At 67.9% G+C, this 24,979-nt stretch carries 18 protein-coding genes; 3 read left to right on the forward strand and 15 right to left on the reverse strand.

Translation table 11 applies throughout. From position 1 onward, the window contains the following. Window positions 1–56: 56 nt before the first annotated feature. From ACZ9CK_RS04945 to nirB, 10 genes are all read right to left on the reverse strand, one after another. Window positions 57–1,403: a patatin-like phospholipase family protein gene (locus ACZ9CK_RS04945; protein ID WP_476049405.1), complete on the reverse strand. Its 1,347-nt coding sequence runs from the start codon at window positions 1,401–1,403 to the stop codon at window positions 57–59. Then, window positions 1,400–1,879 carry a hypothetical protein gene (locus tag ACZ9CK_RS04950; protein WP_426302633.1) on the reverse strand — a complete coding sequence of 160 codons (480 nt, stop codon included), beginning with the start codon at window positions 1,877–1,879 and terminating at the stop codon, window positions 1,400–1,402. The genes ACZ9CK_RS04945 and ACZ9CK_RS04950 overlap by 4 nt, the downstream gene beginning before the upstream one ends. Continuing rightward, a complete protein-coding gene (locus tag ACZ9CK_RS04955) occupies window positions 1,876–2,358 on the reverse strand; it encodes a hypothetical protein (protein ID WP_426302634.1) in 483 nt (160 codons plus the stop codon). Before ACZ9CK_RS04955 ends, ACZ9CK_RS04950 begins: the two co-directional genes overlap by 4 nt. After that, the gene (locus ACZ9CK_RS04960; protein WP_476049406.1) at window positions 2,355–3,308 is read right to left on the reverse strand and encodes an acetoacetate decarboxylase family protein; all 954 of its coding nucleotides are present in this window, start codon (window positions 3,306–3,308) and stop codon (window positions 2,355–2,357) included. Before ACZ9CK_RS04960 ends, ACZ9CK_RS04955 begins: the two co-directional genes overlap by 4 nt. Then, window positions 3,305–4,366, reverse strand: a complete 1,062-nt coding sequence (locus tag ACZ9CK_RS04965) for an alpha/beta hydrolase (protein ID WP_426302636.1) — start codon at window positions 4,364–4,366, stop codon at window positions 3,305–3,307. Before ACZ9CK_RS04965 ends, ACZ9CK_RS04960 begins: the two co-directional genes overlap by 4 nt. Next, window positions 4,363–6,324, reverse strand: a complete 1,962-nt coding sequence (locus tag ACZ9CK_RS04970) for a hypothetical protein (protein WP_426302637.1) — start codon at window positions 6,322–6,324, stop codon at window positions 4,363–4,365. Before ACZ9CK_RS04970 ends, ACZ9CK_RS04965 begins: the two co-directional genes overlap by 4 nt. Then, the gene (locus ACZ9CK_RS04975) at window positions 6,321–8,927 is read right to left on the reverse strand and encodes a GMC oxidoreductase (protein WP_476049407.1); all 2,607 of its coding nucleotides are present in this window, start codon (window positions 8,925–8,927) and stop codon (window positions 6,321–6,323) included. The genes ACZ9CK_RS04970 and ACZ9CK_RS04975 overlap by 4 nt, the downstream gene beginning before the upstream one ends. Before the next feature lie 126 nt (window positions 8,928–9,053). After that, window positions 9,054–10,220: a uroporphyrinogen-III synthase gene (locus ACZ9CK_RS04980; protein WP_426303408.1), complete on the reverse strand. Its 1,167-nt coding sequence runs from the start codon at window positions 10,218–10,220 to the stop codon at window positions 9,054–9,056. Window positions 10,221–10,248: 28 nt separating this feature from the next. Beyond that, on the reverse strand, window positions 10,249–11,283 hold the full coding sequence (cobA, locus tag ACZ9CK_RS04985) for a uroporphyrinogen-III C-methyltransferase (protein ID WP_476049408.1): 1,035 nt from the start codon (window positions 11,281–11,283) through the stop codon (window positions 10,249–10,251). Window positions 11,284–11,285: 2 nt separating this feature from the next. After that, window positions 11,286–13,916, reverse strand: coding sequence for a nitrite reductase large subunit NirB (gene nirB, locus ACZ9CK_RS04990; protein ID WP_476049409.1), 2,631 nt, complete (start codon window positions 13,914–13,916; stop codon window positions 11,286–11,288). A gap of 244 nt (window positions 13,917–14,160) precedes the next feature. On the opposite strand from nirB, the gene nirD reads away from it, so the two are divergent. Then, window positions 14,161–14,523, forward strand: coding sequence for a nitrite reductase small subunit NirD (gene nirD / locus ACZ9CK_RS04995; protein WP_426302641.1), 363 nt, complete (start codon window positions 14,161–14,163; stop codon window positions 14,521–14,523). A 3-nt stretch (window positions 14,524–14,526) separates the two neighbouring features. Here nirD and ACZ9CK_RS05000 read toward each other — a convergent pair whose 3' ends face one another. The 4 genes from ACZ9CK_RS05000 to ACZ9CK_RS05015 all read right to left on the reverse strand — a co-directional run bounded on the left by ACZ9CK_RS05000 (window position 14,527) and on the right by ACZ9CK_RS05015 (window position 21,526). Beyond that, the gene (locus ACZ9CK_RS05000; RefSeq protein WP_476049410.1) at window positions 14,527–16,308 is read right to left on the reverse strand and encodes a phospho-sugar mutase; all 1,782 of its coding nucleotides are present in this window, start codon (window positions 16,306–16,308) and stop codon (window positions 14,527–14,529) included. Between the two features lie 27 nt (window positions 16,309–16,335). After that, on the reverse strand, window positions 16,336–18,015 hold the full coding sequence (locus ACZ9CK_RS05005; RefSeq protein ID WP_476049411.1) for a glycoside hydrolase family 32 protein: 1,680 nt from the start codon (window positions 18,013–18,015) through the stop codon (window positions 16,336–16,338). Window positions 18,016–18,126: 111 nt separating this feature from the next. Continuing rightward, the gene (locus ACZ9CK_RS05010) at window positions 18,127–19,728 is read right to left on the reverse strand and encodes a glycoside hydrolase family 68 protein (RefSeq protein WP_476049412.1); all 1,602 of its coding nucleotides are present in this window, start codon (window positions 19,726–19,728) and stop codon (window positions 18,127–18,129) included. Window positions 19,729–19,984: 256 nt separating this feature from the next. Continuing rightward, window positions 19,985–21,526, reverse strand: coding sequence for a glycoside hydrolase family 68 protein (locus ACZ9CK_RS05015; protein WP_476049413.1), 1,542 nt, complete (start codon window positions 21,524–21,526; stop codon window positions 19,985–19,987). 560 nt (window positions 21,527–22,086) lie between these two features. Here ACZ9CK_RS05015 and ACZ9CK_RS05020 point away from each other — a divergent pair. Continuing rightward, complete coding sequence (locus tag ACZ9CK_RS05020) at window positions 22,087–22,764, forward strand: RNA polymerase sigma factor (RefSeq protein ID WP_426302646.1); 678 nt, start codon at window positions 22,087–22,089, stop codon at window positions 22,762–22,764. 13 nt (window positions 22,765–22,777) lie between these two features. Continuing rightward, window positions 22,778–24,052, forward strand: a complete 1,275-nt coding sequence (locus tag ACZ9CK_RS05025) for an Ig-like domain-containing protein (protein WP_476049414.1) — start codon at window positions 22,778–22,780, stop codon at window positions 24,050–24,052. Window positions 24,053–24,054: 2 nt separating this feature from the next. Here ACZ9CK_RS05025 and ACZ9CK_RS05030 read toward each other — a convergent pair whose 3' ends face one another. Beyond that, on the reverse strand, window positions 24,055–24,873 hold the full coding sequence (locus ACZ9CK_RS05030; protein WP_426302648.1) for a purine-nucleoside phosphorylase: 819 nt from the start codon (window positions 24,871–24,873) through the stop codon (window positions 24,055–24,057). Window positions 24,874–24,979: the final 106 nt, after the last annotated feature.

A 24,979-nucleotide genomic window follows, 5' to 3' on the forward strand; every position in this document is an offset into this window, starting at 1 on the left:
TTGGCTGAAGGCTGCTCCGGGGCGGCTCCAGCCAGCGGTCCGTAACCCCACCCGCCTCAGTACCGCTCAAGCAACTCCCGCAACCCGTTGCCGATGAAGCCCGCCGCCGCGGAGGCCCGGTCCAGGAATCCGTGCGAGCCCACCGGCTCCACCGAAGCGATCAACGCGGCGGCGTCGCCCAGGGCCATCCGGAGCTCGGCTGCCGGGAATCCTTCCAGCTCCAGCACGGCGCTGCGGGAGTCGGTCCACGCGTCCGGTCCGGGGTCGTCGTGGAAGGTGCGGGTGACCGTCAGCTTGTGCCAGCCGCCGTCGAGCAGTACCTCCGCGCGGTAACGCAACATGTCTCCGGACGCCTCTACCCGCCCGCCGGCCAGGAAGCGCCGGGCACCGAACCGCCCGGAATCCAGGAACCCGGACAGCCGGGCCCCTGGGGCACCATCGGAAGGCATTTCAACGACGGCGGTAAAGTCCACTTCCTGCCCGTCAAGGCTGCCGCGGAGCCGGTCCGTGTACCGGACACCGGGGGCCGGCTCGCTCATGGCGGTGCAGCGTTCGTCCTTCGGCACGCCCTCTGACGAACGGGTAGCCAGATACTGCCGGGCATCCCGGTAACCCATGGCCACGAGCGCGTCGGCGCTGATCCGGCCGAGGTAGAACTCAGGGTCCAGCGGCAGCGGGTGCTCCGGCCGGATGACGTGCAGCACGAACTCGCGGCCGGCGGCCCTGGCGCCGTCGAAATCGGCCAGCAGTGCCCCCATGGCACTCATCTCGATCATGTGCACGTACTGCTCCAGCGGCCCCTCGCCCCAATAAGGGGAGTTGCCGATGCACCAGATGAGCCACACTTCTTCGGCTCCGCGCCGCAACGCCTCCCGCACGTTGGCGTCCCGGACCCACACGGCATCGGTCCAGACTTTACCGTCGCGTCGCAGCGGGGTCAGGAAGATGGGCAGGGACATTCCAGCGGCCATCAGTTCGGCGTCGATTTCCGTGGCGTCGATCGCGTGGCACCGCTTGCCGGTGAACTCCACAACGTTGAAGGAACCCCCGACGGCGCCCGGTTCCGTTGCGCGGCTGCGGATGGTTCCGGCGTCGATCCCCAGGGCCGGGAAGACCTTGTTGAGCAGGCCGTCCGCGTCGCCGAGCGCCGGGAGGGACCACGGGCCCTTGAGGTAGTCGCCGAACGGCAGGGCGGAACCGAAGTCCTTGACGTCCACCGTGGACCAGCGGGCGCACATCTCCTCCGGCCCGATCCCGGACAGCAGCATGCCCGCCGTCAGGATACCGCCGGAAGTGCCGTCCACATGGCTGAATTCCAGGCCTTCCTCGGCCAAGGCCCGCACCACGCCGGCCTGCCAGGCCACGCGCATCCCGCCGCCGGCCAGCACCAGGGAACGATTCATTCCAGTCCTTCCTTTTCCCGCCCATACAGGCCCCGCCAGTAGACCCCGCGCCAATAGACAAAGCACAGCACCGCGGTCGCGAGGTCGAAGATGGCGACCGCCAGCGCGGCTGGAGCGAATACCCCGCTCAGGACGCCGAGCCCGACGGCGGCAAACGCCCCGGATTTCTGGATGCCGGCCCAGAAGATGACCTCCGGGGAGGCGTCGCGCTTGAGCAGGGTGTGCAGGAGCAAACCGCCCACCACGATCATGAACATGCCCACCGTGCCGAACAGTTGCAGGGCGAGCGGCGTCGGCTCGGCGCCCAGCAGGGGCAGGATGAGCCCTCCAAAGGGGATTTCCGCGACCCCGGTCAGCGCGGTGATGGCAGCCAGGATGACGAGCACCGCGCGCAAGGGGTCGGCCGCGGCCCAGGCAGCCGGGCCGGTTTTCGCAGTGCCGTTCCCAGTGCCGTTTTCCGTTGGGCCGGTTTTCACAGGTAGGACTCCAGCAGCCGGCCGCGGTCCACGATCAGCCAGACCATGGCAAGCCACACGAGGGTGGAGACGTAGAAGCGGATGTCGTTGAGGAACATCCAGCGCCGCAGCAGGGTGCGCAGTTCGGCGTCATCCTTGAAATCCCCGCCCCGGATGCGCACGTTGATGGGGATGATGATGCCCTGCCCCACGACGGTCAGCGTGATGATGCCCAGCAGGCAGAGGGCGGCGGGAATGACGCGGATGCTGCCCCATTCGCTCCAGACGAGGATGGCGCCGGAGATGAACATGGGCGGCACCACCACGGTGAAGAACTTGGTGGCCTGCCTGGTGGGGATCCCGAAGTGCATGTCCACGTTGCCGCGTTCCAGCGACTCCCAGGTGGGGTAGAGGAACCACTTCAGCACCCACATCGTGCCGACGTACATGGTGGCGCCGAAGAGGAAGTACAGGACATTCAGGAGCAGCAGCCAGTTCACGACGAGGCCTTGACGTTCCCGGGGATCCGGCTGCGGTCCGGCGGTTCCAGCCACTCCTGGCCCTGGCCCAGCCCTACCACGCTGTCCATCATTTCGCCGCCGCGCAGGGCCGCGGCTTCCGCTTCGCTCGGTGCGGTGAGGAACCACGCTTCGTAGTGGTCATCCAGCACGCCGTGGGCTTCGGGCAGCCAGGCCGTGAAGACCGGTTTCTCCGCCACCTGCAGGGTCTTGAGGAGCGCGACGCCGGGTGCGTCACCCAGGATGAGCCGGGCCTTTGCCGCCTTGCCGAGCGCGAGATCCCCGGTGGCCTCGAAATAGATGTTCGATTTCCAGAGCATGCCCCTGAAGGCGCAGTAGTTCGAGGCGGCGAGTTTCAGCGGCAAGCCGGCCGGCTCGGGGCGTTCGATTTCCACGAAGCATGCCAGCACCCCGTCCTTGTCGTACTGGGCCGACACGGTGGAATCGGTCACCACGAAGTCCAGGTTGGCCTGGTGCTTGGGCATGCCCCAGATGCCCTTGCCGCCTCTGACCGAGATTTCCGTGCTGACCGGCAGGTCCACCACGAACTGGCCCAGGCCGAAGGTTTTCTGGAAGAGCAGGGGCAGCAGCGGAGGCACCGGCCGCCTGCCATGGGTGATGGCGATGGCCAGGGAATACTCGATGTACTTGCCGATGTCCGTGGATTTGTAGTTCACCACGGTGACCACCAGCAGGCCCTTGCCGCCCAGGCTGAAGGGGCGCATCTCTTCACCGGGCAACAGAGCCGCCGCGGCGCGCTTGTTGATGGGGAAGGCCGCCATCAGCACGGGCGAATCGTCCGAGTTGACCGGCATGGAATAGGGGATGCCGTCCGCCCGGGCAAACCGTCCGCGCAGCTCGTTCTGGCGCCGTGGCAGGGGAGAGGGCATGAGCCGGAGGAGCCCGGCCAGCAGCCCATTGAGCTTGTTCATGAGTCGAGCTCCTTGCCTGAGTTCAATTCCTTGACGATGATCGGGAAAGTGTCCCGCCAGGCGTGGGCCCCGAAGAAGACGTCCAGGTGGCCGTAGCCGGGGATGAGATGGAGCGCGTCCTTGCCGGGGCGGTGCCGCTGGAAGAACCGGAAGGTGCGCTCCTGGCTCTCGGGCAGGAAGCAACGGTTGTCCTGCCCGGCAAGGAACACGAAACGGGCATCGGTCCGGGGTGCCTGGGCCTCGTAGTTGTCCGGGAGTTCCGGGTGCGATCCGGCGGCCACCATGTGCCCGGCGCGGATGCTGCGCCCCATCTCCTCGAAGAAGCTCACCGGGACCTCGGCGAACTCACCCTTGATCCATTCGTGGGTGGTCTCGTCGAGGTTCTCATGCGACCACAACGCCGGCCTGCCGCTGCCGTAGGTGAAGCTGACCAACTTGCACACCGTGTTGTCGCATTCGTGGTGGGTGGCCCTGACCAGGGAGCGCACGAAACGCGTGAAGTAGCCGTTGGAGCGGTTGCCCCAGGCCGGGGAAAGGTAGGGGGTGAAGGCCTTCACGATCGGGGTGAAGTGGTCGATCTTGAAGCGGGAGAACGCGGGGACCACGGGATGCAGGGACACCGCGTTGGAGATCACCGTGTCCACCCGGGGCAGCAGACCCGCCGCAGCGGACATACTGAACGAGGTGGAGCCCTGGCAGTGCACCACGGCCTTGAGCGTGTCCGCTCCGGTGGCCTGCAGGATGTGCTCGACGGCGGCGGGATGGTCGTGCACGGCGGCGTCGCCGAGCGTCCAGGACAGCGGGTCCAGGTCGATCGAGGCGCGCCAGTTCAGCATCCAGACGTCCCAGCCGTCCTCCAGCAGCACGTCCACCAGGGTGGTGGGGATGGGCGGGCGGAACAGTTCGGCACGGACCCCGGAGCCGTGCACCAGCAGCACCGGACCCTTGGCCGGTTCAACGGGGGACGTCACGTGCACCAGGTTCAGCGGGACGCCGTCGCCGGCCGGGAACGGAATGACCTCGCTGCGGTGTTCTGCCCGGGTGATGGTCATGGTCATGGTTGGCTTCTTTCCCGCTGGACGGTCGGCTGGATGGTGATGGGTTGTTCAAGGAGCCGGACGGTCGGCAAGCCTCCGGACGGGCCTGAGCCTCCGGACGGAACGGGCCGGACGCCGTCGTGCGTGTCTTCCAGGTCCCAGTCCCGGCACACGGTCTCCACCAGGAGGGGGTGGACGGTGAGGCTGCCGTCCGGATCAAGGTGCATCCGCAGGAAGCCCTTGTGGTCCTCCACGGCCTGGCCGGACATCTTCCACGAAGCCACCTCCCCGCCGGGCGTGCGCAGGATGTACAGTGCGAAGGCCTCGCTGCCCAGGACCCAGCCGGAAACGAAGACGACGCCTAGTACCAGCAACGCACCAGGCCCGGAGGGAAGCGGAAGCAAGGCAGCCAGGACGGCCAGGCTGATGCCCGCGCCCAGGGCAATGAACTGGTAGAGGACACCGCGGAGCAGGGTCAGCAGCCCGCCCCGGCCTCGGAGCAGGCGCGTTCTGCCAAAGAGCTTCCAGAAAACCACCAGCAGTCCCAGGGCGAGCAGCGGGCACAGGACGCCGAAGAACAGCGCCCGGGGCAGGCCCACCGTATCGATTGCGGCCATGAGCGGGCGGCCCCGGCCGCTGCTGTAGACCACCCAGCCGGCCAGGAAGAACACCGCGTGGACGAGGCCCAGCAAGGGGCCGAAGCCCGGGTTCCGGGCCGGGAGCCAGTACTGCGAGAAAGGGTTGGCGAGGCGGAGTCCGAGCAGCCGGCTGGTGTCGCTGGCGGGATGGCTCCCCGGGGCGCGGACGAAGCGGCGCCCCGTTCCGGGATCCGCCCGCCTCCGCGCCGCAGAAGGGGCGGCGGCGGACACTGAGCGCTCGCGGACAGGCTGCGGAAGCCGCAGCTCCTGGGGCAGCCAGTGGGTGTCGGATAGGTACGCCCCGCCCAGCCCGCAGGTGATCAGTTGGACCGGGGTGCCGCCGTCGGGATCCGATTCCGCATAGCGCGAGTAGTGGTGCAGGTCCCCGCTCAGCCAGAGCCGCACGGTGGCGCCGGTGTCTTCGAAGAGCCCGGTCTGCGGGTTGAAGCGGCGGCGCAGGTAATCCTGTTCGAAGAAGTCCGCCTGCTGGAAGGCCCGGTCCCCGGCGGCTTCCGAGTAGACCCACGACGGCGAGGCCAGGCAGAGGATGATCGAGTCGCCCGGAACGAGCCGGCTGCTGACGTTGCGGTAGAAGTACTCCAGTTGGGGCTCATCGATGTACTGGCCCAGCTGGCTGTCCAGACCCAGGAGCCACCAGCCGGGTGTGTCTTCACTGCCGCTAAGCCGCACCGCGAAATAGCTGCGGTTCTGCACCGTGCGCCAGGACCCGATACTACGCTGGCGGGTGAAGACCCGGATGAACGAGGTGAGGCCGTCGTACCAGTCGTGGTTGCCAGGCAGGGCCAGAAGGATGTTCGCAGGCGGGCAGCTTGTTGGCGGCGGACTGCTTCCCGGGCCAACGGGGAAGGCCGCGCGGTACGGACCCACCATGCGGTCCTCGTAGCGGCCCGGGGACGCAACCGGATAGACCTCGTCCCCGCCAAGCACCAGGATGTTCCCGCGTTTGAGTTCGGTCCCGTCCACCGTCAGCTGCTCCTGTGCGAGAAGCAGGGCAACGGTGTACGTGGCGTCGAAGCCGTCGCCCAGGTCCGCGGTGAAGTCCAGCCACAACCCGTCCTTGGCCAAGGTGCGCAGTTCCGGCAGCCCGCGCTCCACGGGCGGCTGAGCCGCCTGGCCAGGGAGCGGGAGGCGGGCCAGCTCGAGTGGCGTGCCGGGAAGCCCTGCCTCCAGTTCGCGCTTGTCGCCGAAGTCCGCGAAAACCGTGGCGGTCATGACCTTCAGGGCGGTGCGGCCCAGGGCGATCGGTGCAAGCCAGCGCACCGCTTCCCGTGGCGTGAAGCCCAGGTCCTTGCTGTGCAGTGCGAGCTCTTTGCGCTTCATCGCCGTGCGCGGTTGCCGTAGACCCGCCAGAGCTCGCCGAGGAAGAAGTTCCCGAACGTGGCCAGGGCCGGCAGCGGATCCGGGCCGACAGCCCGGAAGGTGGTCAGCTGCCGGGCGAAGTCCAGCGGGCGGATGCGCAGGATCCCCGCCCCGGCGACGGCGGCCGCGTCCGGGGTCTCCCACTCGGCCGACGGCGGTTGGCCAGGATCCGGGGGCGGCACGTGCCCGCGCACGATCGTGGCGTACAGGGTGGTGGTGTCCGGCCAGGAATCCAGGCCGGCCTCATTGCGGATGAGCTTGAAGCCGGTGAAGGTGAGCGGGGTCCCGCCGGGGTCGCGTAGCCACAGGCGGTAGAGCATGCGCCGGGCGGGCCGGCCGTCCGGGGACGCGTCCACCACGAACTGCTTGAACCAGCCCTGTTCCACCGGCATCTTGCCGCCGAAGCGGTCCGCCAGGACATAGCCTTCAGCTCTGGCCTGGTGCAGGGGGTCGTCCACGAAGGCGTCGATGTCCGGGGCCGTGATGGTCAGCTCGAACATGATCCGGCGGTCCCGATCCCGGCCCAAGCTGAGGCCCTTAGCCGGATCGCTCTGCCCGGGGCTGAACCAGCCGTGCATCTGTTCAGTGAAACTGACCGACGTTGCATCCGTCTTTGCCATGGTCGGCGAACCAAGTCCGCGCGTTGCTGCCGGCCCTGCCAGGGCAGGGCGTTCGGCTTTGGCGGCCTTTCCCTTCGTGGCATCCGGGGCCAGGACCCGCAGCGATTCGGCAGGGGACTCGACGACGGCGCCCGGCGCCCGTGGTGTGCGCAGCACTGTTTCCGGGGCGATGCCGCGGGCAGTGGAGGGGGCGCCTTCCAGCAGGCGCCGGCAGGCGCGCTCGGCGAACGCCGCGATGGTCAGGGAAGGGTTGGCCCCCACCGGCCCCGGCATGGCCGCCCCGTCCACCACGAACATTCCGGGATAGCCGAATACTTCGCCGTAGGAATCGCAGACGCCCTCGGCGGGGTTGCGGCCGGCCGGGGCGCCGCCGATGGGGTGCACCGTGATGACCCGTTTGGCCCACCAGAGCGGATTGTCCACGAAGTCCCCGCCGAGTTCGCCGGCGATGTCCGCCATGGTCTTGCGCACCCTGCCGAAGTAGCCCGCGGAGGTGGCGAGCGTCCAGTTCACCGCAAGCCTGCCGTCCTGCAGGCTCAGCACGCCGTCGGGGATGTCCCGGCCCATGCCCAACAGGGGCAGCGAACTGGCGGAGAGGCTGCCGTCTCCCAGCGCCGCGGCGAGATCGGCCGAGACATTGGAGCGGCGGGCTTCGAAGAGCCGGTCCTTGAGCAGTTGGCCGGCCACGCGGGCCGTGCGGCGCACCACCTGGCCGAGCTGGCCGGTTTCGATCAGCCAGTTCATGAAGGCGGGGTAGCCGGCGTCCTCCACGTAGTAGCCGCGGCCGGTGCCGCCGTCTGCGGTGTCCGGCACCCGGATGGCCGTGGTGATGACGGGCCCGCGGCTTCCGGAGAGGGTGCGGGTTGCGGGGACCTTGCCGCCTTTGTGCGTCTTGGCACCCATGATGAAGGTCAGCAGGTCGCCGTTTCCGCTGAAGCGGCTGCCGAGCGTTTCGCTGAGCCCCGGTAGGGAGGCACGGTTGCGCAGCAGCAGGAAGTTGCTGCCGAAGGTGCCGGCGCCGATGACGAGGTTCCGGCAGTGGATGATCCGTTCGTGCAGGGGAGCGTCGGGGTTCTCCGGATCGTGGACCACGTATCGGACCTCGTAGCCGTTCCGGGAACGCCCCGAACTGCCGTTGCCGGAACTGCCGAGTGGCCTGATGCCGCGCACATCGTGGAACGTCCGCAGATCCGCCCCTGCCTTCTTCGCCTTGGAGAGGTAGTTGTGGTCCAGGGTGTTCTTGGCTCCGGAGTTGCAGCCAAGGTCGCACTCGCCGCAGAGGGTGCAGGTGGTCCGTACGGCGCGCTCGCCGTGGACGCTGCCATACGGCGCGGCGGAGAAGGGCTGGTTGGTGCCCGGCTCCGCGCCAGGCGCTGTGGCGAAAGTGACGGCGATCGGCGGCCTGCTGATGGATAGGCCCAGGGCGGCGGCGCTGGCTTCCATGGCCAGGGTCTTGGCCGTGTCCTTGTATGGATACGGGACGGGCTGCAGCATGGCCTCGGCGTCCTCGTAAAACGGCTCCAGGTCTTCATAGCTGAACGGCCAGTTCTCGTAGCCGCCGCCGGGAACCGGTGACTCCTTGACGAACCACTTGGGATCCTTGCGCAGCAGCACGTTGGCGTAGATCAGGGACCCGCCGCCCAGCCCGCTGGAGACCAGGCCTTCCATGCCGCGGAAGGTCCAGGCATCGAACAAGCCGTAGAGCCCGCGGTCCGGGTCCCAGAAATTGCGGCCCATTTCCGCCGGGCTCCGTGCGAAGCTGCCGGGCGGGTAGGCCCTCCCGCGTTCCATGAGCACCACGGATTTGCCGGCTTCCGCCAGGCGCAGGGCCGCCACGGAACCGCCGAATCCGGAGCCGACTACAACGGCGTCCACGGTCTCGGGCGGCCCGCCGGGAGCAGATCCGGAAGGGTCGTCCTGTTGATACTTGCCCGGCAGGGTCATGGCCGTTCCTTAGGAGCAGCTGCGGAATATAGCGACATGTTCCCACCGGTCACGCAATCTGTCCATGCCTTGGAGTAATTGCGGCGGCTCCGCTGCACCAACCCGGAAGCCGGGCTGCGCCACGCCTCAGACGCGCAGGCGATAGCCCCGTTTCACTACGGTTTCCACGAGGCTGCCGTCGGGCAGCGCGGAACGTAGGCGGCTGACCGTCATGTCCAGCGCGTGCACTGAGCCGCGCAGTTCGAGCAGTTCCGACAGCGACTCCCGGGAGAGCACCGCGCCGCCAGCCCCGAGCAGGGCCCGCAGGAGCAGCAGGGGAGCCGGGGCAAGGTCCACCACTTCGCCGTCGATCTTCAAGCAGCGGCCGCGCAGCTCCACGTGTCCGGCCTTGGTGGCCAGGCGCCGCACATGGTTCAGGGCCAGGTGCTCGGTGACCAGGCGGATCAAGGCACCCATGCGGTAGCGGTCCGGAATCAGCGGGGACAGTCCGGCGTCGACCAGCGGCTGGGCCGTGACGGGCCCGACGGCGGCAACGGTCACGTGGGTTTTGAGCGCTTCGATCAGTTGCTGGTACATGCCCATCTCGTGGGCGGTGCTCCACAGCGCGTCCACGGCGGGGGCGCTGGTGAAGGTGAGCACGTCCAGCTTGCCGCCGCAGGCAGCATCAATCAGCCGCGGAAGCTTGTCGCTGCCATCGGGTTTCACCCAGCGGTACGGGGTGACGGTCAGGACCTTCGCACCGGACATGCGCAGCCGTTCCAGCTGGCGGACGTCCGTGTAGCCGTGCAGCTGGACTGCCACCGTCTTGCCGCGCACACCCTCGTGGAGGAGCATGTCCACCAGCGTGGCGGTGGTCTCGTCGCTGCTGATCCCGACGTCGGCCAAGCCGGCCGCGCGGACGGCACCGCGGGCCTTGGGTCCGCGGACGAACATGCGGGTGGCGGAGAGAACCTCAAGCAGCTGTTCGCCGATGCCGAAGGAATCCGCGGCCTCGCACCAGCGGCGCATACCGTAGGCGGTGGTGGCGATGCAGATGTCCGGGCGCGCCTCGATGATGGCACGGGTGTCCTCGATGAGGGCGGTGTCTTCCTGCACCGGGGCGATTTTCAGCGCGGGGGCGTGCAGTACCTCGGCTCCGCGGCGTTCGAGGGCTTCGATCAGGTCGCGGGAGCGGCGGTGCGAAGTCACACCGATCAAGAAGCCGTCCAGCGGAGTGTCCGCGGCGGATTCGACGGCGGCAAGCGGCGTGGTTTCCTCCGTGGGCGTGTTAATCGCGGCTCCATCGGCGGTCATGGTGGACATGGTGCTCATGTGGGTCCCTTCAGGCTTCAATAAGCGAAGCTGCGAGGCGGTTCAGGTCAGCGGAGGCAGCGGCATGATTACGGCTGGCCATTGCCACCCCGACCACCTCGCCGATGACCAGGACGGCCGGGTTGCTGCAGCCTGCGGCCGCGGTTTCGATCGTACCGAGTTCAGCGATGGTGGTCCGTTGGCCGGGACGGTAGCCCCGTTCGACGACGGCTATCGGCATGTCCGCCCGCATGCCGGCGCGGCGGAGGCCCGCTGCCAGCTGCGGAAGCGTTCCGATGCCCATCAGCACCACGATGGTGCCGCCCAGGCCGGCCAGGTGGGTGTGCTCGTCCTCGGTCAGTGGGGCGTGGCCGGACACCACCGTGAACATGTGGCTCACTTCGCGGTGGGTGACCGGGATGCCTGCAGCCGCCGGCACGGAAATAGCGCTGGTGACCCCGGAAATGACGTTCACCGGAACACCGGCGGCCACACAGGCGGCCACTTCCTCGCCGCCGCGGCCGAACACGAACGGGTCCCCGCCCTTGAGCCGCACCACGTTCTCGCCGGCCAGTGCCGCCTCCACCATGAGCTTCTCGATGTCGCACTGGGTCACCTTGTGGTGGCCCGGCTGCTTGCCGACGTCCACCAACCTGCCGCTGCTCAGCCGCTCCAGCTCCTGGTACGGGGCCAGGCGGTCGTAGAAGACGACGTCGGCGTCGCGCAGGGCGGTGACGGCACCGACCGTGAGCAGGTCCAGGGTGCCGGGGCCGCCGCCGACGAGGGTCACCTGGCCTGCCGGGCCTGCCGCGGGTTCCGCTGCCACCAGAATGCCGGCCGCACGCGAACGCTGCAGCAGCGGCTCCCAGCCGGGCTGGCCGTCGTCGACGGCGGCAATCAGGAAGGGACGCTCGGGTAGCGGGCCGTCGCCGGGTGCGCCTTCGGGAACGCTGAGCCGGAAGACCCGGGCGCCGGCGGCCTCGTAGCGGCGGACCGCCTGGCGGGCGGCGGTTTCGGAGCCGGTGACGAGGACGTCGCGGCCGGTCAGGTCGATGCTGAGCTGCATGGTCAGTTCTCCTTGCCGCGGACGGGGATGGTGGCGCCGATGAGGACGCGGCCCTTTTCTTCGTTGGTGGCGGGACGGATCTGTCCGCGCTCGTCCGGTACGAACGTGATGGAGTCGTCCTTCTGGTCGGGGGCGTTGACAAAGGAACGGAAACGGCGCAGGCGCTCCGGGTCCTTCAACGTGTCTGCCCATTCGTCGACGTAGGTGTCCACGTGTTTGGCCATGGCGGCCTCGAGTTCCTCGGCGATGCCGAGGGTGTCGTGGACCACCACGTCTTCGACGTGCTTGATGCCGCCGTCGAGTTCTTCCTGCCAGCGTGCGGTGCGTTGGAGGCGGTCGGCGGTGCGGATGTAGTACATGAAGTAGCGGTCGATGTATTTGATCAGGGTGTCGTCGTCCAGGTCCTTGGCCAGGAGCTGGGCGTGGGCGGGGGTGGCGCCGCCGTTGCCTCCGACGTAAAGGTTCCAGCCGTCGGCGGTGGCGATCACGCCCACGTCCTTGCCGCGGGCTTCGGCGCATTCGCGGGCGCAGCCGGAGACGCCCATTTTGAGTTTGTGCGGGCTGCGCAGGCCGCGGTAGCGCAGTTCCAGGTTGATGGCCATGGCCACTGAGTCCTGCACGCCGTAGCGGCACCAGGTGGACCCGACGCAGGACTTCACGGTGCGCAGGCTCTTGCCGTAGGCCTGGCCGGATTCGAAGCCGGCGTCCACCAGTTCCTTCCAGATCTCCGGGAGCTGTTCGAGCCGGGCACCGAACATGTCGATCCGCTGCCCGCCGGTGATCTTCGTGTACAGCCCGTACTTCTCTGCGACGGCCGCGATGACACCGAGCTTCTGCGGGGTGATCTCGCCGCCCGCAATCCGCGGGACCACGGAGTAGGTGCCGTCCTTCTGCATGTTCGCGAGGGCACGGTCGTTGGTGTCCTGCAGGGTGCCGCGGCCGGCGTCGAGCACGTAGGCGCTGTTCTGGCTGGCCAGGATGTTGGCGATGGTGGGTTTGCAGATGTCGCAGCCTGCGCCGGTGCCGTATTTGGCCATGATGTCTTCGAAGGAGGTCAGTTCCAGGATGCGGATGGTTTCGAAGAGTTCCTGGCGGGAGAGGCTGATGTGTTCGCACAGGGCCTTGGAGACTTCGACGCCGGACTTGGTCAGTTCGGTTTCGAGGAGTTTCTTGAGCATGGGCACGCAGGAGCCGCATTGGGTGCCGGCCCTGGTGCAGGACTTGAGTTCGCCGAGCTCCTGCACGGGGGCTTGGCCGTCGCAGGCGCCGCAGCCGTTGATGGCGTCCCGGATGGAGCCGGCGGCGACGTTGTTGCAGGAGCACAGGATGGCGTCGTCGGGCAGTTCGGTTTCGGGGGCGTCGCCGCCGCCGGCGGCGGAGAGGAAGGCGCCGGGTTCGGCCGGGAGTTCGCGGCCCAGGAGCGGGCGCAGGCTCATGTAGGGGGTGGCGTCGCCGACGAAGATGCCGCCGAGGAGGGTCTTGGCGTCGTCGGTGGTGACGATTTTCTGGTAGACGCCGCGGGCGGGGTCGGCGTAGACGATTTCCAGGGCGTGTTCGGTGGTCGCGAACGCGTCACCGAAGCTGGCCACGTCCACGCCGGAGAGCTTGAGTTTGGTGGCGGTGTCGAACCCCGGGAAGGTGGCCGCCCCGCCGTGGAGGCGGTCGGCGACGATCTCGGCCATGGTGTTGGCGGGGGCAACCAGGCCCATGGTCATGCCGTCGAAGTTGGCCACCTCGCCGATGGCCCAGACGTTCTCGACAGCCGTGCGGCAGTGGTCGTTGATGACCACACCGCCCTTGGGGCCGAGTTCGAAAAGGGGAGCCGCGCCGTCGGCCGTGCCGTCCGCATCGCGGAACAGCTCGTCGCGGGCGCGGATGCCGATCGATGCGATCACCATGTCCGCCGGGATGACCGTGCCGTTCTTCAACAGCACGCCGGTGACCTGGCCGTCGTCGTCGGAAAGAACCTCGGCCGGGTAGCTGCCGGTGTGCACTTCCAGGCCCTTCGCCGAGACGAGGCGGCCGAGCGCCTGGCCGGCGCCCTCGTCCAGCTGGGCGTTCATGAGCCAGCGCGAGCCGTTGACGATGGCGGCCTCGGCACCGAGTTCCATGGTGCCGGCCGCGGCTTCCAGTCCGAGCAGGCCGCCGCCGATGGTCACGGTGCGGACCGTGCGGCCCAGCTTCTCGCCGAGCTCGGCCACCGTCTTGTTGATGTTCCAGACGTCGTCCAGGGTGCGGTAGACATGGGCGAGCTCGCCGCCGGGGAAGGGGAGCTTCGCGGCGTCGGAGCCAGTGGCGACCACCAGGTGGTCGTAGGGGTAGCTGGCGCCGGTGGAGGTCTGCACGGTCTGCGCGGTGGTGTCGATGCCAATAACGCGTTCGCCGGTGCGCAGGGTGATCGACTCGTGCTCCCACATGGCGGTATCGCCCATGGTGAGGTCGTATTCCATATCGCTCAAGGCCTTGCTCAGTGCCACGCGATCGTAGGGGAGGTGGACCTCCTCCGCAAGGACCGTCAGATGCCAGCCCTCGAGACCGCGGGTATGCATGGCATCCGTGAAGCGGTGGGCGGCGGGACCGCCGCCGGCGACGACGATGCGCCGGGTCTCAGGGGCGTTGGTGGATCCGGTCATTGCTGGCCTTTCGCAGGATTTGCGGAATAGGGTGCTCCGCGGCTGGTCATATCAGCGTACGGACGGCCAGTTTCGCCTCAGTTTCCCGATTGTTTCGTGGGTTTAACTTCTGGGTCACGCTTGCATTTCGGGCGCCGTGAGCACTCTTTTACGTGCCGGACACACGGCGGGCCTTCCGGTGAAACGTGCCCGGCCTACCGTTTTCTTATCCAGCAGCAATCCCGGCAAGGCGAGAGGAAGAGACATGACGGCAGTACTGGAACGCGAAACACGTACGGCCCCTGCGGCAGGCTGGCACCGCGTCTGCCCGCTGAATGAACTCGAGCCGGCCTGGGGCGAAGCGGCCTTCATCGACGGTTTGCAGCTGGCGCTGTTCCGGCTGCCCTCCGATGAGGTCTACGCCGTAGCCCAGCAGGATCCCGCCACCCTGGCCAACGTCATGGCCCGCGGCATCATCGGCTCCCGCGGTAGCAGCCCCACCATCGCCTCGCCGCTGCACAAAGAGGTCTACGACCTGCGCACGGGTGAGTGCTTCAGCAATCCCGGTCTGCGCCTAGCTACTTACGGCGCACGGATCGTGGACGGCTACATCGAAGTGGAGTTGTAGGCCTTACAGCCCCAGCGCTTCCCGCACGTCCGCCAGGATCCTGTCCAGGGCAGTCCGTGCGGCGGCGCGGGCCTCGGGCAGTTCCGCGGCCGACTCCACCGGAACGATCACCTCCAGATAGCACTTGAGCTTCGGCTCGGTGCCGCTGGGGCGGATGATCACCCGGCTCTGGTCCCGGGTCAGGTACAGCAGCCCGTCCGTGGGCGGAAGTTGTTCGCTGCCCTCGGAAAGATCCGTGAAACGCTCGACGGCGGAGCCTCCGAAGGCCTCGGGCGGATCTGAACGCAGGCGGTTCATCATCGCGTCCAGGAGGCCGAGGTCCGCCACCCGGATGCTGAGCTGGTCGCTAGCGTGCAGGCCATGCATCAGGTAGAGCTCGTCCAGGGTGTCGAAGACCGTCTGTCCCGCCGCCTTCGCAGCCGCGGCCAGCTCGGCGATCAGCAGGGACGCCGAAATTCCGTCCTTGTCCCGCACCAGCTCCGGCGCCACGCAGTAGCCCAAGGCTTCCTCGTAGCCGTACACCAGGCCGGGAACGCGGGAGATCCATTTGAAGCCGGTAAGGGTTTCCTCGTGCGCGGCGCCCGCGGCCGCTGCGATCCGGGACAGCAGCCGCGAAGACACAATCGAGTTGGCGAAGACTGCCTGCGACGCGGCGGGCTCGTGACCGGCGTCGTTGTTTCCGGCGGATCGCGCCACCACATGCGCGCCGAGCAGCGCACCCACTTCGTCGCCGCGCAGCATCCGCCACGCCCCGCTCTCGGGGTCCCGGGCCGCGACGGCGGCACGGTCGGCGTCGGGGTCGTTGGCGAGCACGATGTCTGCATCCAGCCGGCCCGCTGCGGCCAGCGCGAGGTCCAGTGCGCCGGGCTCTTCGGGGTTCGGGAAGCTTACGGTGGGGAAGTCGGGGTCCGGCAGGGCCTGTTCTTCGACGAGGCTCACATCGTGGAAGCCCGCGTCCTTGAGCACTGAGACAGCGGTCTCGCCGCCCACGCCGTGCATCGGGGTCAGCACGATCTTCAGTTCCCGTGCCGGGAAGCGTGCGGGATCGGCCAGGGCGACGACGGCGGCCCGGTAGTCCTCCGAGATCGACTCCGGCAGCACGGTCCAGCCGTCTTCTGCCAGGGCAATCGTCTCGAGGCCGCCCACCGCTTCGATAAACGCTGCGATCCGGGCATCGTAGGGTGTCACGATCTGGGCGCCGCGGCCGCTTTCCTCTACCGCACGGCCGCCCAGGTAGACCTTGTAGCCGTTGTCCTGCGGCGGGTTGTGGCTCGCGGTGACCATCACGCCGCCGTCGCAATCCAGCGCCCGCACGGCGTAGGCGAGCAGGGGAGTGGGCAGCGCCGAGGGCATCAGGAAGGTTTCGATCCCGGCGGCTGTGAAGACGGCGGCCGATTCGGCGGCGAAGACGTCGGAGTTGTAGCGGGCGTCGTAGCCGACGACGACGCGGGGCCGGGAACCGGGGGCCGCCTCCGCGTTGTTCAACACGGCGTCGTTCAGGAAAGCCGCGAAGCCTGCCGCTGCCCGCCGCACCACCACCCGGTTCATGCGGTTGGGGCCGGGTCCGAGCGCAGCGCGGAGCCCGGCGGTGCCGAACTGCAGGGTTCCGTTGAAGCTGTCTTCAAGCTGTTGGCGGGCTGCCGGGATTCCTTCGGCGGCCCGGTCGGCGAGCTCGTCCAAAGCTGCGGCGGTCACCGGATCCGGATCCTGCCGGGCCCACACACGGGCCGCGGAGATCAACTGGTCGAAAACTGACTGCTCAGGGGCGGCATCGCTCGATGTCATAGGAACAAAACTATCCGCAATGCCTTCTTAACTGGCAACGCGGGTGGAAGCGATCGTCACCTTTGCGCGGCCTCCGCGGCTGAACGCCAGGGTTTCCGTGTCGTCCCACGCCGGGTAGAAAGCGTCCGTGATGGCGACGGTCCCCTCCGGGGTGAAGACCTCTACGGAGGAGGAATCGAGCAGGATCCGCAGGCGGACTTTGCCGTCCTTCAGCGGGACCCGGGCCTGGTGGCAGGGGCTGAACAACGGAGAGAAATTGCTGGTGCCGGCCTCGGAGCGATCCACCTTCAGGGTGCCGGTTCCACGCTCGTAGGAGATGCGCAGTCCCCGCTTTCCGTCCGCGGAGCCGCGCAGCACCAGTCCCGCTTCGGAGGCCTCGCCCGGTTCGAGTTCGACGTCGAGAAGCTGGGTGCGGGCGCTGAAGTCGCCCCCGAGCGGTTCAAAGCCCGGTTCGGCAGAACCTGCGACGGTGAGGTCTTTGCGCCGGACCTCACCGCCGGCCGCCTTGCCGAGCGCTTCGGCGGCCGCGCCGGCGATGCCCGAACGCAAGGCGTAACGGCCGCCGTCGCGCACCAGTTCCAGTTCCCGCGGGACCGCCATGGCTCCGCGCCAGGGCGTGGTGGGCACGTGCTGGGCGTAGTCCCAGTTGCCCATCCAGCCAAGGAGCACGGGCTTGCCGCCGGGGGCGCCGTTGATCGAGTTCGCAGCGTAGAAGTCCGCGCCATAATCGAGCCACTGGGAATCGCTCAACGGGGCGCCGGGCGCGGCTGCGTTTTCGGCGGTGAACTTCCGGCCGTCGAACTCACCCACGAAGTACTGCATGCCGGAGCCCCCGGCGATGCCGCCGGGGTTGATGCTGAGCAGCATGACCCACTTCTTCAGGCCGCTTCCGTTGTCATTGCCGCCGCCAGCTACATCCATCTGGAGCAGCTCGGGCACTTCCCACAGCCCGCCCTGGGCGCCGACCCCGGAGAAGTCGCTCAGGAACTCCCAGTGCAGCAGGTCGGTGGACTTGAACAGTTTTACCACTTGGGCGTCGGCCACCACCGTGGTCATCACCCAGTATTTGCCGGGCTCGTACCAGGTGAGCTTGGGGTCGCGGAAGTTCTTGGAACTCGGGGCAAGGTCCAGCACGGGGTTGCCCTTGTACTTCTGCCAGCTCTTGCCGTGGTCCAGGCTGTAGGCCAGGGACTGGGCCTGGATGCCGGCCGGGCGCGCGCCGCCCTTGCCGTAGGCGCTGGTGTACAGGGCCACCATGGGCGGGTCCCCGGCACTGCCGAGCCCGGAGGCGTTGTCCTTGTCGAGCACGATCGAGCCGGAGAAGATCTCTTCAGCCTCGCTCGCCTCCATGGCCACCGGCTGCTGGGTCCAGTGGACGAGGTCGGTACTGGTGGAGTGGCCCCAGGACATGTTGCCCCAGGAGTTGCCATGCGGATTGTGCTGGTAGAAGGCGTGGTACGTGCCGTTTTCGTACACCAGGCCGTTGGGGTCGTTGATCCAGTTCCGTTCCGCGCTCAGGTGGACGGCGGGCCGCCAGGGATCACCCGCGGAGGGCGCCGCGGCAGAAGCGGCCGACGGCGTGTCCGGCGTCGGGGGTTGCGGCGTTGAAACGTCCGGTGCGGTGCACCCTGCAGTCAAGGCGACGACGACGGCGGCTGCCGCGCAGAGTGCCGGGCGGAAAGTCTTGGCGGGGTTCTGGAAAAACATGGAATCAAATCCTGGAGCTGGAAGCGGAAAGGGGACCCCCGATGGTGCCGGAGGTCCCCGCCGGTGCGGGGCAGACGGTTCGCAGCGCCCGCCCCGCTGGTTTGTTGCGGCCTACTTGTAGAGGCCTTCACCGCCAACGCGGACGTTGGTGGGGAGGTAGCCGAACGGGCCGAGGCCGTTCTGGCCGAAGCTGCGGTCCACCTGGGTCACGCCGCCCTTGAAGTTGATCTTCACGGTCGGGGCGAGGGAGCCGCCGCGCACGCCATTGACGTTGTCAATGAAGGACTGCACCAGGCCGCCCGGCTGCACGTAGTGCGAGTAGGCCTGGAACTGGCGGCCATTCTGCTTTGCGGAGGGGCTCTCCGGAGCGTTTGCCGGCAGGTTCAGATCAGTCGGGGAACCGAGGGCGAGGCCGCTGTTGTTCACGGGCTGGAAGTCGGAGCGGATGCCGTCGCCGACGAAGCCGTACACGCCGTCGGGGCCGCGCATGCCGTCGGAGTAGGTGAACTGGTGGCTGATGGTGAACAGGTAGTACTTGTTCTTGCCGTCTTCGTTCTGGATGTAGATCTGCGGACGCTCGGTCTGGTCGTTGACGCAGTTGGCGGACAGGATCGGCGGCAGGAACTTCCACTTGGTCAGATCCTTGTTTTCCGCCACGGCCAGGCCGACGTTGGCGGTCTGGTACCAGGCGCCCGTGGTGTTGTTCAGGGTGTTGAGGTCCTCGGCGTGCGGGTCGCCCGGGCGGTAGCCCAGGTCTTCCTGCTTGCAGCGGTAGTCGCCGCGCTTGGCGCCGGTGTTGCCTTCGAAGACCATGAAGGTCTTGCCCGGCTGGGCCGGGTCAACGAAGGTGTACGGGTCGCGGAAGGCGAAGCCCGGGTTCTGGGCCTTGGTCTGGTACAGCTTTCCGTCCGGTTCCAGCAGCTTGGTGTGCTTGAAGCCGTCGAAGGTGACGCCGTTCTTGTCGGCGTGGATGTTGCCCAGGGCCTTGGCAATCACGGCGTCCGGGGCGATTCCGCCGCCACCTGCATTGCGCTCGGCAATGTCGTAGAACGTGGTGGCCGTGTAGAACACGTTCACGTGGTCACCCTGCATGAGGCGGGTGGAACCGGACCATTCGGTGTTGCCGATGGAGCTGTTGGGCAGGAACAGGTGTCCGCCGTAGTTCCACTTGTCCTTGGCCGGGTCCGCGTTGGTCTTGCGGAAGAAGTAGCCGATCCGGGCGTTCCAGTGGCGCTGGTCGAAGCCGTAGCCGGCGTGGCGGTCAGCCACCAAGGAGAAGATGACGTCCCAACCCTTGTAGCTGATCTGGTTGGCGTTCTCATCGGTCAGCGACCAGGTGTCCCAGACCCACACGTCGTCGTTCATGGCCGGGAAGTCCTGGGGGATTTCCGGCATGGTGACGTCGGGGCTCATGGAGTTTTCGCCCGCGGCCACGTTGGGGTTGCTCTGGGCCATGATCTGCTTGGCGTCCGCACGGGTCCACTTGGCCGTGAAGTCCGCGGCCGGGTCGTAGGCCTTCTGCGTGTGGACGGTGGGCAGCGGGAAGCCGGCGGTGGGTGCCGGCATGGTGCTCGACGGCGGATCGGACGGGATGTTTGCCTGTGCGGCCGCGGAGGCCAACAGGACCGAGGCGGCGACGCTCGCGGCTGCCGTGACGGCCACGGCAGTACGCAGGCGGCGGCGCGGCCGTGCGGGGGTTGAGTGAGTGCTCATGCTTTTGCTCTTCTCGCGGAGTTGTATTTCGTGGAAGACGGGCCGGGGCCCTGGTCCGGTCCCTGCCGGGTATACACGCCTGTTGGGAGCGACGGCGGGGGACCGGTTACCGACGGGGCCTCCGTGCGGAGGCCTCGCCGGCCGCGCCGGACATGGTGGTCCGGCGCAGGTCTGTGGGGCGGCGGGCGTTCAGGCAGCCCGCCGCGGCGGTTTGGAAATGGCTGGGTTTGGAGTGCCTGCTTGGGAAGCTGCCGGCCTAGTAGTGGCCGTTGCCGCCTGCCTGGATGTTGCTGGGGATGAAGCCGTAGGGGCCGAGGCCGTTCCGGCCGAAGCTGCGGTCAACCTGGCTGACGCCGCCCTTGAAGTTGAGCTTGACGGTGGGGGCCAAGGTGCCGCCGCGGCGGCCGTCGACGTTGTCGATGAAGGACTCCACCAGGCCGCCGGGCATCACGTAGTGGGAGTAGGACTGGAACTGGCGGGGATTTGCCGCGGGGTCCCAGGACGGGACGGACAGATTCGTCGGGTTGGCCAGGGCGAGGCCGCTGTTGTTGAGCGGCTGGAAGTCGGAGCGGATGCCGTCTCCGACGAAGCCGTACACGCCGTCGGGGCCGCGGAGGCCCGCCGCGTAGGTGAACTGGTGGCTGATGGTGAACAGGTAGTACTTGTTCCTGCCGTCCTCGTTCTGGATGAAGATCTGGGGGCGCTCGGTCTGGTCGTTGACGCAGTTGGCGGACAGGATCGGCGGCAGCAGCTTCCAGGAGTCCAACTTCTTGCTGTCGGCCACGGCCAGGCCCACGTTGGCGGCCTGGAAGCGGGCGCCGGAATCGCTGACGGCCTTGGGGTCTTCGCCGGAACCGCCGATGTCGGCCGCGCTGCACTGGAGTTCGCCGGCCTTGCCGCCGGTGTTGCCTTCAAAGACCATGAAGGTTTTGCCCGGGTACGCGGGGTCTTCGAAGGTGTAGGGGTCGCGGAAGGCGTAGTAGCGGTTCTGCCCGCCGGTCTGGTACATCTTGCCGTCCGGCTCCAGGAGCTGGGTGTGCTTGGTGAAGCCTTCGATGCTGACGCCCTTCGCGTCGGCCTTGAGCCTGCCTTCGCTCTTGGCGATCACGGACTTAATGGGGGCGCCGGTTCCGGGGTAGTCGGTCACGGCGGTGTAGAAGGTGGCCAGCTTCCCGCCCTCAAGGATGCGGGTGGATCCGGACCACTCCGCCTTGCCCAGCGTGGTGCCGTCGCGGAAGAGGTGTCCGCCGTACACCCAGTCGCTCTCCGGATGGCCGGCCGGCCGGAACCAGTAGCCGATCCGGGCGTTGAAATGCCGCTCGTCGAAGGAATAGCCGGCTTTGGGGTCGGCGACGAGGGAGAACACCACGTCCCAGCCCTTGTAGGAGACCTGGTTCCCGGACTCGTCCGTCAGCGGCCAGGTGTCCCAGACCCACACCTGCCCTCCGTTGGGGTCCTTCATGACAGGAAAGTCCCGGGGGATCTCCGGCATGGTCACATCGGGGTGCAGGGAGTTGCCCCCGAAGGGAGCGGCAGTGCTCGCCTGGGCCATGATCTGCTTGGCGTCGGCACGGGTCCATTTGGCTGTGAAGGCAGACTCGGGGGCGTATGCCGCCTGGCTGTGGGAGGTAGGCAGCGGGAAGCCGGGGGTGGGGGCGGGCATGCCGTTGGCCGGGGGATCCGCAGGGGTGCCTGCCTGTGCCGGGGCTGCAACCAGCACCGAGGCGGCGACGCCGGCGGCTGCCACCAGGGATGCGGCGGCGCAGAGGCGCCGTGCAGGGGTGGAGGGGATGTTCATTGCTTTCGCTCTTCTCGCGGAGTGTGGACTTCGGGGGACGGGCTAACCGCCCGGGTCTCAACTCCGGCTCCTCGATGACGGTGATGCCGCCTTCGAAGGACGCCATCGTATCGAGTGGCGTTGGCCGTCCGGGGACAGCCAACGTTGGGTTCCGGCGGGGGTAGCCGCCGGAACATTTCCAACGCTTGCACGTTCCCGGCGGGTGGATCAAACCCGGTTTCGGGGGTTCGGGAACGTCCTGTCCGGGATGTCTGACAAATATGCGCAAGCGCTTACATTTCTACATCGCGCGCGTGCCACAACCGGGCCGCCGATGCAAATGTTTCGCATAGATCTGCTTTATTTCGGAGAGTTCATGCGCCGTTAATTGTGGGTCCGTTTGACTTGACGGAACCCCTGGATTCTGCGGGGTCGGTGGCCTTCCTGCGCCTCCCGTCCGCCCTTCTGAAGTCCAATCGATGGACGTAGAATGTGGTAGCGGATCTGCCGCTGATCCGGGCCGGCACCGCATACACATCGTGAGCTGGTGCAGCATGTGTGAATTGCCGAAGCGGCGTTTCTTGCCTTCCCTGAACCCGCTGCGCCTGGTGCTTTCCGTCCTGGCCGCCGCCGTCGTTGCGGCGGGCTGGCTCCTTCCCGAACTGGTCTCGGCGATTCCCATCGGCGCCGGACTGCTCACGCTGGTGGCCGCCGTCCTGCTGCCCGCCGTCAAGGAGATCGAGTTCGGGCTGTCGCCGGGCTTCAAACTTTCGCCCGCACTCAAGGACCGTGAGGCCGAACTGCGCAGTGTCTTCGAACGCCAGAAGGGGGACATGGAGTACTGCGCCCACCTGCTGTGCGACAACCCGGAAACCGCCCGGGAGTTGCTTGAAGCAGCCTGGTCCCAGGCGGCCTCGGCATGGAGGGGACCCGTCACGCCGCAGCTGCGCGTCTACACGCTCTGCGTCCTGGTCCGCCTGCTCCGCAAACATGAGATGTGGATGCGGCCCAGCGGCGGCGGTGCGGCGCCGCCGCTTCCTGGCGCCGGTCCACTTGCCAGCCTGACCTTCGACGAACGCATCGTCGTGGTACTGCACGAGTTCGCGAACTTCACCTTTGCGGAAATCGCCGGGATGACGGACCGGACGACGCCGGAAGTCACCGGCGCAATGTCCCACGCCGCCGCGCTGACCCGCGGCCCCTCGCCCGCAGAGAGTCCTCCGGCCGCACCCCGGCAGCTCGAAGAAGGCCCGCAATGACGAAGCGGCAGCCATGAACAGCGAACTGCGGCAGCGGCTCCTGGGCGAGGCCGTCGTCCGGGCCGCCGAGCATCCCGCGGACGTGGCAACGGCCGTCGGCGCCGGCATGGCCAAGGTCAGGCGGAAAATCGCGTGGGGCAGCGTCATCGCGGTGGCCGTTGCCCTCGCCCTGACGGCTGCCTTCGTCGCGTGGCGCATCGCGGTGATCCCGCCGCCGGCCTTGGAATCGATCGCCGTCACCTCGGCCTCGCAGGCGCTGCGACCGGAGGCCACCATCGCCCTCACCGCCACGGGCCGCTACAGCGACGGTTCGAGCCGGCCGCTCGGCGACGGGGTGGAGTGGTCGTCCAGCAACCCAGGGATCGCGACGGTGGACGGGGCCGGCGTCGTAACGGCCGTCGCCGCCGGCAGCGCGGAACTCACAGCGACCCTGGCAGGAGTCTCCGGAAAGCTGACCCTCGCCGTCCTGGGCACGGATGGCGCAGAACTGACCGCACTCCACGTCTCCCCTGAAACGGCGACGGTGGACCCGGGCGGAATCCTGCAGTTGCTCGCCGAAGGCACCTTCAGCGACGGTTCGCGCGGAAACCTCAACGATTCGGCGCTGTGGTCCTCCAGCAACCCGGCCATCGCGAGGGTTGATGGCAGGGGGCTGGTTACTGCCGTCGCACCCGGAACGGCGAGGGTTTCGGCATCGCAGGAGGGGCTGCAGGGCAGTTCCACGATCACCGTGCCGGACGCGCCGAAACCCACCATCACTGCCGTGTCCGTCAACCCTGCACAACTCACGCTCAAGGAAGGCCAAACAGCCCAGCTCGAAGCTGTGGCCACCTACTCGGACGGGACCAGTGCCGCCGTCGGAAACGCCACCTGGGAAACGTCGCCGCCAGGATCGAAAATCGCCGACGTCGACCCAACGGGATTGGTGACTGCCCGCCGTTCCGGAAGTCTCGCTGTCGTCGCTACGGTGCCGGGTGCCGACGGGCAACTGCTGCGGGGCCAGGGCGAGCTCACAGTGGTGCCGTCCGTGAAGAGCATCAAGGTCTCGCCGGCGGGGCCGCTGCAACCAGAGCCCGGCGGAAGCGTGCAGCTTCGCGCGGTCGTGTTCTACAGCGACGGCACCACGGGTTCGGACGTCGAATGGTCCTCGGACAGGCCGCTGATTGCTTCCGTCGATGGTTCGGGGCTCGTTACCGGGGTCAGGGAAGGTGATGCCGAGATCACCGCCACGGCGGATGGCGTCACCGGAAACCCGGTGACCGTCCTGGTGCGGACCAGCCCGGACTAAGGTCAGAGCTTCGCGATGATCTCGGCGAGGAGCTTCGAGATCCGCGCGCCCGCGGCTTCTCCGGCTTCGATGACTTCCTGGTGGCTCAGCGGCACCGGGCTGATGCCGGCGGCCAGGTTGGTAACCAGCGAGATGCCGAAAACCTCCATGCCGGCATGGCGGGCCGCTATGGCTTCAAGGGCGGTGGACATGCCCACGAGGTCCGCGCCGATCCGCTTGGCGTACTGCACCTCGGCGGGCGTCTCGTAGTGCGGCCCGGTGAACTGGGCGTACACGCCCTCGTCCAGGGTGGGATCCACTTCGCGCGCCAGGCCCCGGATGCGGGAGGAGTAGAGGTCCGTCAGGTCGACGAACGTGGCGCCTTCCAGCGGAGAGGTTGCAGTGAGGTTGATATGGTCGCTGATCAGCACGGGGGTGCCGGGGGACCAGGCCTCGTTCAGGCCGCCGCAGCCGTTGGTCACCACGAGGGTCTTGCAGCCGGCCGCGGCCGCGGTGCGCACCCCGTGGACCACGGCACGCACTCCCTTGCCCTCGTAGTAGTGGGTGCGCGCGCCCAGCACGAGTGCCCGCTTGCCCTCCTTGGTCAGCACCGAGCGGATCGTGCCCACATGGCCTTCGACGGCGGGTGCGGAGAAACCGGGCACCTCGGCCGCGGTGAGGGTTGCGGTGGTTTCGCCGATGAGATCGGCGGCGGCGCCCCAGCCGGAGCCAAGCACCAGCGCTACGTCGTGGTTTTCGACGCCGGTCTCCGCTGCGATGTAGTCCGCGGCATCCCGGGCGGCTTCGAAGGGATCGGTGTTAAGCAGCTCACTGTTACTCACGGGTACAAGCTACAGGGCGCGCCGCGGTATTGAACAGCGAGGCCGTGCTGAACGGTGAGGCGCAGGCCACTCAGGCGGGGCTTAGTGGCAGCACCCCCGGCAATAC

The sequence above is a fragment of the Arthrobacter sp. TE26545 genome (genome assembly GCF_056279005.1).

Coding starts and splice junctions, on each gene's coding strand:
- ACZ9CK_RS04945 (WP_476049405.1), bottom strand. CDS start 1,403: ATGAATCGTTCCCTGGTGCTGGCCGGCGGCGGGATGCGCGTGGCCTGG.
- ACZ9CK_RS04960 (WP_476049406.1), bottom strand. CDS start 3,308: ATGAACAAGCTCAATGGGCTGCTGGCCGGGCTCCTCCGGCTCATGCCC.
- ACZ9CK_RS04965 (WP_426302636.1), bottom strand. CDS start 4,366: ATGACCATGACCATCACCCGGGCAGAACACCGCAGCGAGGTCATTCCG.
- ACZ9CK_RS04970 (WP_426302637.1), bottom strand. CDS start 6,324: ATGAAGCGCAAAGAGCTCGCACTGCACAGCAAGGACCTGGGCTTCACG.
- ACZ9CK_RS04975 (WP_476049407.1), bottom strand. CDS start 8,927: ATGACCCTGCCGGGCAAGTATCAACAGGACGACCCTTCCGGATCTGCT.
- ACZ9CK_RS04980 (WP_426303408.1), bottom strand. CDS start 10,220: ATGACCGCCGATGGAGCCGCGATTAACACGCCCACGGAGGAAACCACG.
- cobA (WP_476049408.1), bottom strand. CDS start 11,283: ATGCAGCTCAGCATCGACCTGACCGGCCGCGACGTCCTCGTCACCGGC.
- nirB (WP_476049409.1), bottom strand. CDS start 13,916: ATGACCGGATCCACCAACGCCCCTGAGACCCGGCGCATCGTCGTCGCC.
- nirD (WP_426302641.1), top strand. CDS start 14,161: ATGACGGCAGTACTGGAACGCGAAACACGTACGGCCCCTGCGGCAGGC.
- ACZ9CK_RS05000 (WP_476049410.1), bottom strand. CDS start 16,308: ATGACATCGAGCGATGCCGCCCCTGAGCAGTCAGTTTTCGACCAGTTG.
- ACZ9CK_RS05005 (WP_476049411.1), bottom strand. CDS start 18,015: ATGTTTTTCCAGAACCCCGCCAAGACTTTCCGCCCGGCACTCTGCGCG.
- ACZ9CK_RS05010 (WP_476049412.1), bottom strand. CDS start 19,728: ATGAGCACTCACTCAACCCCCGCACGGCCGCGCCGCCGCCTGCGTACT.
- ACZ9CK_RS05015 (WP_476049413.1), bottom strand. CDS start 21,526: ATGAACATCCCCTCCACCCCTGCACGGCGCCTCTGCGCCGCCGCATCC.
- ACZ9CK_RS05025 (WP_476049414.1), top strand. CDS start 22,778: ATGAACAGCGAACTGCGGCAGCGGCTCCTGGGCGAGGCCGTCGTCCGG.